Here is a 15,006-nt window from a genome sequence, read left to right as displayed (position 1 = left end):
GAATTTGCAGGGCTTCTTTATTATTCTTCAAAAGCAAAAGTATATTATCAAATTTCTTTCATTTTAGCTGCCAAGGCTTCTGCACATCGCTCTCCATCCATAGCAGCAGAGACTATACCTCCGGCATAACCGGCACCTTCACCACATGGATAAAGCCCTTGTATTTCGACATGCTGCATAGTTTCCCTATCGCGAACCACACGAACAGGCGACGAAGTTCGGCTTTCTACCGCTAATAGTAAGGCTTCGTTAGTCAAATAACCTTTACTATTATTTCCTACTTTTTTGAACGCTTCCTGCAATCGTGACGATACAAATTTGGGCATCCACTCGTGCATAGGCGACGAAACAATACCCGGAGCATACGATGAATCGGGTAAAGATGAACTTATTTTATTATTTACAAAATCGAGCATACGTTGAGCCGGAGCAACCTGAGTTTTCCCTCCGTGCACCCATGCCAATTCTTCCAGATCTTCCTGAAATTTTAATAGTGCCAGCTCGTTGTACTTAGCATATTCGGGAAAATCTTCGGGATGAATTTCTACAACGACACCCGAATTAGACCAACGGGAACCACGATTAGACGGAGACATACCATTCACAACCACTTGTTTTGGTCCACTCGCCGAAGGTACAACCGTTCCTCCAGGGCACATACAGAATGAATATACACCTCGATCACCCGCCTGAACAACAAAACTATATTCGGCAGCAGGAAGATATTCTCCCCGTCCTTCCACACAATGATATTGTATCTGATCTATCAGATGTGCAGGGTGTTCGATACGAAAACCAACTGCCAAACCTTTAGCTTCAATCTTTATTTTCTGATCATAGAGCATATAATATACATCGCGGGCCGAATGCCCTGTAGCCAATATTACTTGCCCTAAGAATGTTTTGCCTGTATTTGTTTCAATACCTTTTATCTCATTATTTTCGAAAATAAGCTTACTCATTCGTGTCTGGAAATGAACTTCTCCTCCAGATGAAATAATCTGCACACGCATTTTTTCGATAATTCCCGATAATTTATCCGTACCTATATGAGGATGGGCATCTACAAGGATAGAAGGATGAGCACCATGCTGACAGAAAACATTCAGAATTTTTTCTACATTACCTCTTTTTTTGCTTCGGGTATAGAGTTTACCATCCGAATACGCTCCCGCTCCACCTTCGCCAAAGCAATAATTAGATTCGGGGTTTACGACATGTTCACGATTCATCAGAGCCGTATCACGTTTACGATCACGCACATTTTTTCCTCTTTCGACAACAATAGGACGAACACCCAATTCTATCAACCGTAAAGCGGCAAATAGACCTGCCGGACCTGCACCAACAACAATAGCCTGCGGACACTCCGAAACATTCGGATAATAAGTACTCTCGAATTGAGCATCATTTTCCACTTCATCAATATACCCTCTTACTTTCAGGTTGATAAATATATTGCGCTGACGGGCATCTATCGAACGGCGAAGAATACGTACTGAGCTGATATTTTGGAGCGGCATATCTGCCTGCGAAGCAAATATTTGTTTAACCATTTCGATATCGGCAGCCTCTTTGGGCGAGATACGTAAATCTATATCTTTTTGCATAAATAATTTAATGTTTTTTCTTTACCCTTACTACATCTCCGGCATCGGGCGCAAGTTTAGTATATCCAAATAAGGATATAAATCCGAGGATGGCTACAAAGATAAATGATAAACGGAAATCGGCAACACTATATCCGTTTGTACCTCCATTTATCATATTCGAGAAACGCAAGAACACGGCTCCCATAGCAATACCCATACCTGTCGACATTTGCTGAACGGTACTATAAAGTGTATTTGCTGTTGTCATACGCTCTTGTGGTATATCTACAAAAGCAAGGGTGGTAATACTACTGAACTGCATAGAACGAAACATTCCCGATAAGAACATAACAGCTACAATAAGCACCTTGGGTGTAGTAGGTAAGAGAATAGCTGTCAGCAACGTAAATACAACAATCATAAAACCATTGATAATTAAGACAGTCCTGAAGCTGAAACGGTGCATCACCCATACAGTAATCGGTTTCATAACTAAATTACCCGCCATTGTAGAGAGGAATAGAAGCCCCGATTCGAAAGGACTTAATCCAAATGCTTCCTGAAACATCAGCGGAACAAGAAATGGGGCGACTCCTATAACCATACGCGAAAGCGAACCTGTAAATATGGTAACCCGATATGTTGGAATCTTCACAACGGTATAGTCAATCAACGGATTAGAAATATGCTTTGAATACCTCACATTGAAAACCAACAGAAGAACCCCCATCACAATGATAGCCATTGAAACATAATAGGGTACTTCGGGTCTACTCAACAATTCTACCCCATACATAAATCCTGCAAGAGCTAAGCCACTTAATACAAATCCAACTACATCAAAGCGTTTTTTAGGTTCTTCGGTTGCTTCCTCTTTTGGTATAAAATGCCATGCCAAAGCCACACAAATAATCCCAAATGGTATATTCAGAAAAAATATCCAATGCCATGTCCAGTAAGTAGTAAGATAACCTCCAACTAATGGACCTAATATCGGTGCGACTAATGCAGGCCATGTGATATAAGCCATAGCCACAACCAGATTCTCTTTCGGCGTAGCTTTCAATACAGCCAAACGCCCGACAGGAGTCATCATCGCTCCTGCCATACCCTGCATTATGCGAAATATAACAAACTGAGTTAAATTTTGAGAACTGCCACACAGTATAGAAGCTATAATAAATAAGACTATTGCAGTACAAAACACCCTACGGGTACCAAAGCGATCGGCAATCCATCCGCTGACCGGGATGAAAATAGCTAAAGCGATAAGATAAGATGTCACTCCCGAACTAAGGTGAACGACATCTGTTCCAAACGATCGCGCCATAGCGGGAATAGCCGTATTAACAGCAGTCGTATCAAGGCCTTGCATAAAGAATGCAATAGCTACAATAAGCGACACTGTTATAGATCTATCTAACTTCATTTACAAATGTTAATAATCGGGTGCAAAGGTAGAAACATTTTTAGAATGAAACAGAAAGATACAGCATCAATAAGTCATAAGAAATAACTATAAGGGTTAAAACACTAAACCTCTATTTCAATTATATAAGAACTCTTAAATACTTCTCCGGCTGCAAGTGAATTCATCCAGTCTTTATCTTTAAACTCTCCGCTATATCCCACCCTATCGCAGCGTCCATACCACGGTTCGATACATATAAACGGAGCATTTTTGCGGGGAGGTGACCACAGTCCGAGAACAGGGGCATTAAAATGCAGAGTTATATAAGGATTTTTACTATTATCCAAAAGAGATACACGAGTCAATTGACTATCTTCAAAAATCAATGTATCAATATCGAAAGTATGGACATTAATAGGTAGCAAGCCATCTTGTGTATCAAGATTATATTTGGCTGGTAGCGCACAGCCCTTTTCGCCTAACAGGCTATACTCTAACCCCTCTGATTTATCAAAAGAAAAATATCCCCTTTCATCCGTTGAGCCATCAAAATCGGGATAATTAAATGCCGGATGAGCACCTATCTGAAAATACATCGTTGAATCGCCTATATTCTTTACTTTCCAAATCACTTCGATACGATTATCCTTTAATCGATAACCTATTTCCAATTGAAATGGAAATGGATATTTTGCCAATGTTTCCCTATGGCTTACTAGTTGATAAAAGACTTCAGTAGAAGTAGCCGATAATAACTCAAAATACTCATCACGGGCAAATCCATGCTGAGACATATTAAAAGTATTACCATCATTTCTCAATTCATTATTCCATAAACTACCTACGATAGGAAAAAGAACAGGAGAATGGCGTTTCCAAAATGTAGGGTCTGCATGCCAGAGATACTCAACGCCTGTCTTATTGTTTCTTATACTCGTTAACTCTGCTCCTTCCGGTTTTACTTTTACTGTTAAATGATCATTTTCAAGTGTTTTCATATTACCAATTTATTCTTCCGTATGAATATTCTGAGGTCACAGACCTATTGATTAGCCATCCAAATATAACAATGATTGATAGTTATAGTTTTAAAACATGACATTAAATAGGTTATTTTACTTAACAGATTAAAAGTAGTTATTTCAATTTGATATTTACAAAAAAATTACAGCTATAGCGTATTATTTTAATATCTTTGGTTTAAATAAAAAAATATAATAATGAATTGGCAACAACTCCTCTCTTCTAAACGATTCGGCATGGAAGAGTTTCATGATGAGAGACGGCATGACCGAACTGACTTCCAACGGGATTATGATAGGCTGATTTTCTCATCGCCCTTTCGCCGATTACAAAATAAGACACAAGTTTTCCCTCTTCCCGGTAGCGTATTTGTACATAACAGACTAACACATAGCATAGAGGTTTCGTGTGTGGGACGCTCGCTTGGAGTAATTGTAGGAAAAGAATTGAGAAAAAGGTATCCAAATGCAACTACCGATTTTGAGGAAATAAGCTCGATTGTCGCTGCTGCTTGTTTAGCCCACGACTTAGGAAACCCCCCTTTCGGTCATTCGGGCGAGACAGCTATTACCAGCTATTTTAAAGAAGGTAACGGACAATCGCTTGAAGCGAAAGTAAGAGACGGAGGAGGAAGATGGGAAGACCTGACCAACTTTGAAGGAAATGCCAATTCAATCCGCTTACTAATCCACCAATTTAATGGTCGTCGTCGTGGAGGCTTCGTTATGACCTACTCCACGCTGGCATCTATAGCGAAATATCCTTATTCTGCTGTTGCTGCTAATGGAAAAGGTAAATTCGGATTTTTCCAATCAGAAGAAGAGGATTTCAAAAAAATAGCGGAAGAACTTGGTATGATTTGCATACAGGAAAACCCACTTAAATTTGCTCGTCATCCCCTAGTCTATCTCGTGGAAGCAGCAGACGATATTTGTTACAAAATAATGGATATTGAGGATGCGCATAAACTTGGAATACTTTCGAGAGAAGAAACAATCAATCTTTTCTTACAGTATTTCTCGGAAGAAAGACAAGCAAAGATGCAAAAAACAATGCTATTAGTAAATGACACCAACGAACAGATCGCCTATTTGCGATCTAGCGTAATAGGTTTATTAGTAGACGAATGTACCCAAGTATTTCTCGAAAACGAAGAAACTATATTAGATGGTACTTTTGAGGGTGCACTCATCAAGAGAATATCATCATTACCCAATCAGGCTTATAAAGTATGCACAGATGTGAGTGTAAAAAGAATATATAAGACAAAAGATGTAGTAGATATAGAATTGGCAGGACATCGCATTATAGGTTTTCTTCTCGATACATTCATCAATGCTATACAATCGCCCGAAGCAAAATATTCAGAACTCATTCTTAGCAGAGTTCCTGAACAGTACGATATACATGCATCAAGCCTTTACGATCGTATTCTTGCTATACTCGATTTTGTTTCGGGAATGACAGATGTATATGCTCTCGATCTGTATCGCAAAATAACAGGTATGAGTTTACCGACTGTATAAATAAATAGCCCCGAAAATATAGGAAATTGGCCGACTTTAGGTTCTAAAATGATTCATAGACAATTTTTTAGGTGGTTTCTTCATATTTTCACTTTTTTTATTAGACTTATCGGTCTGTTAAATTTCGAGATACATAAAAAAGTATTTCCTTTGTTGTTAAAATTTGAAACAAAAAAATAATATATAATTTAGAGTCAATGAAAAATAAATTAATCGTTCTATTTGTCCTCTCTATAATTGGCACATCAGCAATAAATGCTCAAAATACACAACCTCAAAACCAAGATCAACAACGTTACTTCGATATAAATAAAAACATAGATATTTACAACTCGATACTTCGTGAGCTAGATCTATTCTATGTAGATAGTTTAGATATAACCAAGACTGTGAGAACCGGAATCGACAATATGCTCGGAAGCTTAGACCCGTATACCGAGTATTTCGATGAAAATAATATGAAAGATTTTACTTTCATGACCACCGGCGAATATGCAGGAATTGGAGCCGGAATTATATACAAAGACGGAAAAATATCTATCACAGAACCATTTGAAGGCAAACCCGCAGCAAAAGCCGGACTAAAAGCCGGTGATTACATCCTCGAAATAGATGGAAAAGACATGACTAAGTGTGAGAAAAAAGAAGGAGAAGCTTATGCACGCACACTTAGCAACTTTGTTAGTTCTAATCTGAAAGGACTGCCGGGAACAATTATAACTATAAAAGTAGAACGCCCGGGTGAAAAAAAGCCTGTAGAAGTGAAACTGACTCGTGAAAAAATAATTGTAGATGTTGTCCCTTATCACGGTCTAGTGAGCCCTAAAACAGGGTATATCAATCTGAATGGATTCACAGACAAGAGCGCAGCAGAAGTAAAAAAAGCGTTTCTAGATCTAAAAAAGCAAGGTGTAACATCACTCGTATTAGACCTTCGTCAAAATCCCGGCGGTATAATGGAAGAAGCTGTACAGATAGTGAATATGTTTGTGCCAAAAGGAAAAGTAGTTTTATCTACCAAAGGAAGACTAAAACAAGGGGATAGAACATACCGTACTACATTAGAGCCGATAGATAATGAAATACCATTAGTAGTTCTTGTAGATAAAGGTTCTGCATCAGCAGCTGAAATCGTAGCCGGAGCATTCCAAGATATGGATAGAGCAATACTGGTAGGAGAACGTACATTTGGAAAAGGGTTAGTTCAATCGCCTCGCGAAATGCCTTATGGCGGTAGCTTGAAGGTTACTACATCTAAATACTACATACCAAGCGGTCGATGCGTGCAAGCAATTGATTATTCGCATCGCAACCCTGATGGCAGTGCCGGACGCATTCCTGACAGCTTAACCACTGTATTCTATACGGAAGTAGGACGCCCTGTGAGAGATGGTGGTGGTGTTTCTCCCGATATCGAACTGAAAGAGGACAAAGTACCTACCATCACTTACTACCTTTCTAATCAATTTATTGTATTCGACTGGGTTACAAACTGGGCTTTAAAACATAAATCGATAGAGTCTCCTAAAACTTTCAATATTACGGACGAAGATTATGAGAATTTTAAAGAATTCGTTAAATCGAAGGATTTCCAATATGACCGTATGAGCGAAAAATCGATGGCCTCGCTTAAAGAAGTTATGGAATTTGAAGGATATATGAAATCAGCCGATGAAGAATATAAGGCTCTGGAAGCGAAATTAGTACCTAACCTTAACCGTGACTTGGATACATTCAAAGAAGAGATTATGCAACAGATAAATACAGAGGTTGTAAAACGTTATTTTCACGAAAGAGGCGAATATATGTTTACTTTGCAGAGAGATAAAACTTTAGCTAAAGCACTGGAGGTATTAAACGATCCTAAACTGTATAAAGAAACTTTGTCTGTTCCGACAGAAACAGACAAATAAATATTATCTTTGTAGGCTTAGGGTACAAAACATCTCTATTGCCCCAATAAAGTAAAGACTAACAACTTATTACAATCAAAAAACACAAGGCGATAAGCAATTAATATTACTTAACCTACTTGTCTTATAATATTTTACAAATGGAATATAATACGCAGCTAGAAAAACTAGCGCTTCCCGAATATGGAAGAAATATTCAAAACATGGTCGATTATTGCCTGACGATTGAAGATCGTTCGGAACGCAAACGTTGCGCAAACTCAATAATCAATATAATGGGAAATTTATTTCCACATCTTCGTGACGTTAACGACTTCAAACATATACTTTGGGATCATTTGGCTATTATGTCAGATTTCAAATTAGACATTGATTATCCTTACGAGATTATCAAGAAAGAGGATCTATATAGCAAACCGGGAAAGCTTGAATACAGCCGCCCTGATATGGAATACAGACATTACGGAAAAACGCTGGAAAAGATGATTCGAATAGCTACAACTATCGAAGATCCTGAAGAAAAAGAGCAATTCGTAATACTTATTGCTACACACATGAAGAAGTCTTATATCCAATGGAATAAAGAAGTCGAAGATCCGAAAATATTTTTCGATTTATATGATCTGTCTGATAAGAAAATAGATATCAGAGATTCCAATATCAAGTTACCGGAGATGAAAGACTTGGGCCAACGTAACAATAATAACAATAACGGAGGCAAGAAAAACAACTCCCAACAACGTAAAAAATAAGACTACATTACTTTTAAGGCACACAACAATATCGAATAATGATTAAGGAAAGCGAAGTATTTAAGATCGGAAAGTTCATTAAACCTCACGGCATAAAGGGAGAAATCGCTTTTGCTTTCGAGAATGATGTTTTCGAAAGGGTAGATTGTCCTTATCTTATTTGTCGTATTGATGGCATATTTGTACCTTTCATTATTAAAGAATACCGCTCCAAAGGAAAAGAAGTTGTATTAATGACTTTCGAAGACGTGGACAACGAAGATAAAGCCCAACGCTTATCAGGTTTGGATGTATATTTTCCGCGGTCATATCACGAAGAGGAAGAAAATGAGGATATTGAATATTCTTGGAACTTCTTCATCGGATTTACGGTTATAGATGAAGTAGCCGGAGAATTAGGCGTGATTGAAGCAATTGACGATAAAACATTAAACACGCTATTTCTTGTAAAAAATAGCGAAAGAGAATATATTATACCTGCTACCGAGGACTTTATAGTAGGAATCGACGCAAAGAAAAAGATATTGCATCTCGAACTTGCCGAAGGTTTAATTGATACCCAATAATAGAATACCCCCTCTATTTACAATTAACTTGTCTCCCATCTTAATAAGATTTATTCAAATAAAATTATAACTTTGTTTTTCTTACAATCATTCTCAAATGAAAGAACGCATCGTTGTAAAAATAGGAAGCAATGTATTGACACGCAAAGACGGTACACTAGATGTAACGCGTATGTCTGCTTTAGTGGATCAGGTAGCTGAACTTCACAAAGAGGGCATTGAGGTCATTTTAGTATCATCCGGAGCTGTGGCATCTGGTAAGACAGAACTGAAAATAAAAGATAAGCTCGATACAATTTCTGCTCGTCAATTATATTCGGCTGTTGGACAGGCTAAACTGATCAATCGTTACTACGATCTATTCCATCAGCATCGTATTGTCTGCGGGCAAGTGCTTGCAACTAAGGAAGACTTTGCTACACGCCGTCATTATTTGAACCAACGGAACTGTATGACTGTTATGTTAGATAATAACGTTATACCAATTGTAAATGAAAACGATACAATATCTGTCAACGAACTTATGTTTACAGATAATGATGAACTGTCGGGACTGGTTGCAGCAATGATGGGAAGCCATAAATTAATTATTCTAAGTAATATAGACGGTATTTTCGATGGAGATCCAAACAAATCGCAGTCTAAAGTTATAAGAGAAATCGATACACAAAAAGATCAGATAGAAGAGTTTATACAATCTTCTAAATCGACCGCCGGACGTGGTGGAATGCAGACTAAATATAACATTGCCCGCAAGGTTGCCGAAGAAGGTATTGAAGTGATTATAGCCAATGGGCGTAAAGATAATATACTGATACATCTGTTGAAAGATAAGGAGACACTTTGCACCCGTTTTATCCCTTCAACCAAGGGTGTATCGAGTGTCAAAAAATGGATCGCTCACTCTGAAGGATTTACCAAAGGGGAAATCCATATCAACGAAGGAGCTAAAGACGCTTTACTCGGAGAAAAAGCAATCAGCCTGCTTCCCGTTGGCGTAACAAAAGTAACAGGCAACTTCGAAACAGACGATATAGTAAGAATTATCGACGAATCCGGAAAACAGATCGGAATAGGCCGAACATCTTACAACAGCCAAAAAGCCAATGAGATAATTGGCAAAAACAATAAGAAAGCAATTATACATTACGACTATCTATATATAGAAAAATAAAATGGACGACTATCATCAGAATATGTTTCAATTAGTAGCAGAGGCTAGCAGAAGTCTTAATCTATTAGAAGAAAAAGAAATAAATGCAATATTAGAAGCTATTGCAAAAGAAACAGAGTCTAAAATGCATTATATCCTTTCGGAAAATCTAAAAGATTTGCAACGGATGGATATTTCTAATCCTAAATACGACAGATTGTTACTTAATGAGCAACGTATTTCGGATATTGTAAAAGATATTCGCAATGTTATTTCTCTACCCTCTCCCATTGGCAAGCAGCTAATGGAAAAGACTTTACCAAACGGATTGAATATAACAAAAAAAACTGTTCCGTTCGGGGTTGTTGGAATCATTTACGAAGCACGTCCGAATGTTAGCTTTGATGTATTTTCACTATGCTTCAAATCAGGCAATGCCTGTATACTAAAAGGTGGATCAGATGCCCGATTTTCGAATGAGGCTATCATCGATATTATTAGAAATCTACTAGATGAACATGATGTAAATCCGAATGTATGTACCCTATTACCCAACGATAGAGGGGCTACAGACGAATTACTCAAAGCTCGCGATTACGTAGATTTAATTATCCCTCGTGGAGGAAAAGAACTTATAAACTTCGTTCGTGACAATTCGAGAATCCCGGTTATAGAAACAGGAGCCGGAGTATGTCACACTTATTTTCATAAAGAGGGAGATGTAAAAAAAGGTAAGGACATAATCACTAATGCAAAAACGCGTAAAGTTAGTGTCTGCAACTCCTTAGATTGTCTTGTTATTGACAAAGACAGACTGGAAGATCTGCCTATGCTATGCGAAGATCTTGAGAAAAAGAATGTTATTATTTATGCCGATAAATATTCGTTCGACGCTCTTTTCCAATTCTATTCGTTCGATCTGCTAAAGAAAGCAGATGACGATAGCTTTGGTACGGAGTTTCTTGATTATAAGATGGCAATAAAAACTGTATCGGGAATAGAAGATGCTATTAAGCATATCACGGCCTACAGTTCGAAACATAGCGAAGCAATTGTCAGTGAGGATAAAAATGCAATTAAGCTATTCGAGGCAATGATTGACGCAGCTTGCATTTATGCCAATGCCTCTACGGCTTTCACTGATGGCTCTCAGTTTGGTCTTGGCGCCGAGATAGGCATCAGCACACAGAAAATGCATGCACGCGGACCAATGGCGCTAGATGAGCTCTGCACTTATAAATGGATTATTGAAGGAGACGGACAAATAAGATAATGAAAAAGAAGAAAAAGCAGGTAGGCAAAATATCTATAGAAGATTACATAAAGGCTGTCAAAAAAGCCGACAGAGAAATTCAACTAGAACAATCAGCCGGATGGAAAAGAATTACCAGCGTACATCCTAGTAAAAAAACATATAATCGCAAGGCTGATAAGAATAATTATCTCAACGAATAAATGGAACGTAATCTCAGACTTGACTATTTTAAACTCATTCTGAGTATTCTAATTATTACAATACATACTCAGCCTCTATTCGATAATAGCTCTATTGCCGGATGGCTTATTTCTAATGGCATTTCCCGTATTGCTGTTCCCTGCTTCTTTATCGCTAGTGGATATTTTATACGCTCTAAACTAGAGGATAATAGGAAGATGAAGAAATATATACTTCACCTCATTATTGTATATCTGATATGGTCATTGATATATCTACCTACATATATATCAGAAATAGAACCTCGTTCATTAATTACATTTACATTTATAGGATACTACCATTTGTGGTTTCTGCCGGCTCTTATATCAGGCAGCATACTATTGTTTGTACTTAAAAGATACATTAAGAATGACAATATATTGATGAGTATTGCAGTCATTCTTTTCATTGCTGGATATGTACTCGGATATGTACAAGCTGATTACCGACTGGTTTGTAATGGCCTAATCTTTGGTTTTCCATTTATTACAATAGGCTATTATCTCAGAAATCGAAAAATAGCAGAAAAAGTAAATACCTACCAACTGTATAGCTTAGTTGCCATTAGCATTATATTTCTGTTGATAGAATCGTATATAGCATACAGATCGCAATCGTATTATAATTTATTTTTATCACTAATTGTTCTTTGCCCCGCCTTGTTCTTATCTGTAATCAAAGGCTCTAAAGATAAGTTAGCAACAGATAGTATAGGGAAGCTTTCTGCAGGAATATTTTATATTCATATTTTAGTTATAACGCAGCTAATTCCACTTTCCACAACAAATAATTTCTATAAGCTACCTTTTATTGTGGCAATCTCAATACTTATTTCTACCTTTATTCTCCTTATAAATAAACGCTTAAAAATATTCTTATAATGAAAAATTATACCAACGTTAAAGACCTGGGTGATTTGAACCTCGCAGTAAAAGAAGCTCTTGAAATTAAAAAGAATCGCTTTGCTTATAAACATTTGGGTGAAAACAAAACCCTGTTAATGGTATTCTTTAACTCTAGCTTGCGAACACGCCTAAGCACACAAAAAGCAGGAATGAATCTGGGTATGAATACAATGGTACTGGATATAAATCAAGGTGCATGGAAGCTGGAGACTGAACGTGGCGTAATAATGGATGGAGATAAAACAGAGCATCTCCTCGAGGCAATCCCTGTAATGGGAAACTATTGCGATATTATTGGAGTACGCGCTTTTGCTCAATTTGAGAATAAAGAAGATGACTATCAAGAAAAAATACTAAATCAGTTCATAAAATATTCAGGTAAACCAGTATTTAGCATGGAGGCTGCAACAGGTCACCCTCTGCAAGGATTTGCCGATCTGATCACGATAGAGGAATATAAAAAGAAAGACCGTCCAAAAGTTGTTCTGACATGGGCTCCTCACCCAAAAGCGTTACCACAGGCTGTTCCTAATTCATTTGCTGACTTTATGAATGAAGCTGACGTAGATTTTGTGATTACACATCCCGAAGGATATGAGCTTGACGATAAATTTGTTCGTGGAGCAAAAATAGAATATAACCAAGATAAGGCATTTGCTGATGCAGACTTTATTTATGCGAAAAACTGGGCTGCATACGCCGATCCTAATTATGGAAAGATATTAAGTAAAGATATGTCGTGGACAGTAACTACCGAAAAGATGGCTCTTACCAATAATGCTTATTTCATGCATTGCTTACCCGTAAGACGCAATATGATAGTGAGCGACGATGTGATAGAAAGCCCTCAATCAATAGTAATACAAGAAGCAGCTAATCGCGAAATATCGGCACAAACTGTTATAAAACGTATTCTGGAAAGCCTATAACAAAACATATTTTCATCTATATACAAAAAGAGTATTTCCGTAGTGGAAATACTCTTTTTATTTATCTTAATTTTTTCTTTTTCTTAGAATCTATAACCAAGAGTTAAAAGACCTTGGAAACGATTTGTCTTAAGAGAAATTCTATCAGGAGTAACAATATCGTTACCCGAATTATCCAAAACTCTTGAGAATGTATACAAATCATCTTTTTGAGAAGTCATTACAAAAGCAACATCTGTATAGAAGTGGCTTGTTAGCCTATACCCCAAACCATAAGTTATATAATGAGTGTCTCCATCTAATGTATAATGAGGAACAGAACCAACAGTGAATACTTCAAAGTCATTGTTCCTAAACTCTGCTACTAATGGACTTTGCACCCATGAATAACCTACACGACCCGAGAATAAAGGAGTGATACGAATCTCTGCACCTATACGCAGTGTCGATGAATTCCTGAAATCTTGTTCTATAAGATTATTCGGATCTGCATCGCCACTAGCTAATGCACGACCATTGTTATCGTGTAATCTCATATTATTACGATAATTAGTCAATTCATAATCAGCACTAATAATAGCTCTTTGGCCAATTACTCCTGTTATATTGAATGACCATTTGTCCGGTGTACGAAGACGATAATCAGTTATGCCATCTCCATTTCCATCGAAACTTTCTACTCGTCCCGGTTGATAATCAGTTGGTATATTAGTAGCTGTACCTCTTAGCGCCGATATGTCATGCTGTATATCTGCAGCATAATAGTCTGTCATATGGTACCATGTAGGTGAATGATAAGCTACACCTATGCGTAATTGGTGAATAGGCTTAAATACAAGACCTGTCTTAACCTGCCATCCCGTACCATCTGTTCTCAACCAGTTTTCAAGATCAAAAAATCCCTGATTATTTCCATTAGCAAAATCTTCCGAATATATGGAATACATGCGGTAATTAATGTCGGTCATACTTACAGTAAATCCGAAACTCACCATATCGGAAAATGTTGTTCCAAGATTAAAATCGTATGTATTTATAGAACCTCTTTCTTGATTGAATAATTGGCTATACGGAGTCAAAATTCTATTACCCCCAGAATTTCTGGTAGTTGACACATAACGATCTGTTGAATTATTACGATTTGTAATTAATCCCGAATTAAAACCTAATACAGGCAGCCAGTCTGTGTTACGCCAAGCCTGCGGATTAGAGTTCAACGATAGATCGCTGGTTTGCCATCCATCGGCTCTGGTCACCATATAGTCACTAAGCGAGTTTCTTGTATTTCCTCCCATTGAGTATTGGCGATCGAAAGTTTTCAGACGATTATACGAGAAACCAAAGTTAAGGAAAGGAGCAACATCACTCTGTAATGGAAATGTAGAAACAAAAGCAAGATTATCAAATCTCACTTTAAATTTATTTTCAGTTTGTGTATTTCCACCCAGATTAGACTCCATCCGTGTATTCATAAAGTTCAAGGTTGTTACAACCTCCGATCTGTTATACTCACCTATCGCAGCCGGATTGATTGCAATAGCCGATATATCTCCTCCAACATAAGAGCCAAATGCGCCCCCCATAGATAAAGAACGAGCTGTACCTGTCAGATCATTGCGAGAAAATTTATAAGCATCCATTTCTCCTTGAGCATACGATGCTCCCAGAGAAAGGCTAAATGCTAATGCTAGTAAATATTTACGTTTCATAACTATTTTATTTTTGTTTAAAAAAGCTGCTTCAATTTGCATTTTGAAAC

At 37.5% G+C, this 15,006-nt stretch carries 13 protein-coding genes; 9 read left to right on the top strand and 4 right to left on the bottom strand.

Annotated features, from left to right (window positions below; translation table 11 throughout):
- Window positions 1-47: 47 nt before the first annotated feature.
- The 3 genes from G7Y57_RS03740 to G7Y57_RS03730 form a co-directional block, all read right to left on the bottom strand.
- Complete coding sequence (locus G7Y57_RS03740; RefSeq protein WP_165020826.1) at window positions 48-1,610, bottom strand: NAD(P)/FAD-dependent oxidoreductase; 1,563 nt, start codon at window positions 1,608-1,610, stop codon at window positions 48-50.
- 7 nt (window positions 1,611-1,617) lie between these two features.
- Complete coding sequence (locus G7Y57_RS03735) at window positions 1,618-3,021, bottom strand: DHA2 family efflux MFS transporter permease subunit (protein WP_165020825.1); 1,404 nt, start codon at window positions 3,019-3,021, stop codon at window positions 1,618-1,620.
- A gap of 104 nt (window positions 3,022-3,125) precedes the next feature.
- Complete coding sequence (locus G7Y57_RS03730; RefSeq protein ID WP_165020824.1) at window positions 3,126-4,001, bottom strand: aldose 1-epimerase family protein; 876 nt, start codon at window positions 3,999-4,001, stop codon at window positions 3,126-3,128.
- Between the two features lie 222 nt (window positions 4,002-4,223).
- Between G7Y57_RS03730 and G7Y57_RS03725 the strand changes: the two genes are divergently transcribed.
- The 9 genes from G7Y57_RS03725 (at window position 4,224) to G7Y57_RS03685 (ending at window position 13,247) form a co-directional block, all read left to right on the top strand.
- Window positions 4,224-5,552 carry a deoxyguanosinetriphosphate triphosphohydrolase gene (locus G7Y57_RS03725; protein WP_165020823.1) on the top strand — a complete coding sequence of 443 codons (1,329 nt, stop codon included), beginning with the start codon at window positions 4,224-4,226 and terminating at the stop codon, window positions 5,550-5,552.
- 197 nt (window positions 5,553-5,749) lie between these two features.
- Window positions 5,750-7,465 (top strand): S41 family peptidase, encoded by a 1,716-nt coding sequence (locus G7Y57_RS03720; protein ID WP_165020822.1) that lies wholly within the window; start codon window positions 5,750-5,752, stop codon window positions 7,463-7,465.
- Between the two features lie 140 nt (window positions 7,466-7,605).
- A complete protein-coding gene (locus tag G7Y57_RS03715) occupies window positions 7,606-8,217 on the top strand; it encodes a DUF4290 domain-containing protein (RefSeq protein WP_165020821.1) in 612 nt (203 codons plus the stop codon).
- Between the two features lie 38 nt (window positions 8,218-8,255).
- Window positions 8,256-8,783 (top strand): ribosome maturation factor RimM, encoded by a 528-nt coding sequence (rimM, locus tag G7Y57_RS03710; RefSeq protein WP_165020820.1) that lies wholly within the window; start codon window positions 8,256-8,258, stop codon window positions 8,781-8,783.
- A gap of 97 nt (window positions 8,784-8,880) precedes the next feature.
- A complete protein-coding gene (gene proB, locus G7Y57_RS03705) occupies window positions 8,881-9,957 on the top strand; it encodes a glutamate 5-kinase (protein ID WP_165020819.1) in 1,077 nt (358 codons plus the stop codon).
- Window position 9,958: 1 nt separating this feature from the next.
- Window positions 9,959-11,209 carry a glutamate-5-semialdehyde dehydrogenase gene (locus tag G7Y57_RS03700; protein WP_165020818.1) on the top strand — a complete coding sequence of 417 codons (1,251 nt, stop codon included), beginning with the start codon at window positions 9,959-9,961 and terminating at the stop codon, window positions 11,207-11,209.
- Window positions 11,209-11,391 carry a hypothetical protein gene (locus tag G7Y57_RS03695; RefSeq protein ID WP_165020817.1) on the top strand — a complete coding sequence of 61 codons (183 nt, stop codon included), beginning with the start codon at window positions 11,209-11,211 and terminating at the stop codon, window positions 11,389-11,391. The genes G7Y57_RS03700 and G7Y57_RS03695 overlap by 1 nt, the downstream gene beginning before the upstream one ends.
- Complete coding sequence (locus G7Y57_RS03690; protein ID WP_165020816.1) at window positions 11,392-12,294, top strand: acyltransferase family protein; 903 nt, start codon at window positions 11,392-11,394, stop codon at window positions 12,292-12,294.
- On the top strand, window positions 12,294-13,247 hold the full coding sequence (locus G7Y57_RS03685; protein ID WP_165020815.1) for an N-acetylornithine carbamoyltransferase: 954 nt from the start codon (window positions 12,294-12,296) through the stop codon (window positions 13,245-13,247). Before G7Y57_RS03690 ends, G7Y57_RS03685 begins: the two co-directional genes overlap by 1 nt.
- An 83-nt stretch (window positions 13,248-13,330) precedes the next feature.
- Here G7Y57_RS03685 and G7Y57_RS03680 read toward each other — a convergent pair whose 3' ends face one another.
- Entirely contained in the window at window positions 13,331-14,956 is a 1,626-nt protein-coding gene (locus G7Y57_RS03680) for an OmpP1/FadL family transporter (protein WP_165020814.1), read from the bottom strand.
- Window positions 14,957-15,006: the final 50 nt, after the last annotated feature.

Origin of the sequence: Dysgonomonas sp. ZJ279 (assembly GCF_011039205.1) — a bacterium.
Taxonomy (GTDB): Bacteria; Bacteroidota; Bacteroidia; order Bacteroidales; family Dysgonomonadaceae; genus Dysgonomonas.
The sequence above is the reverse complement of the archived record's forward strand: the minus strand, read 5'-3'. Positions and strand labels throughout refer to the sequence as shown.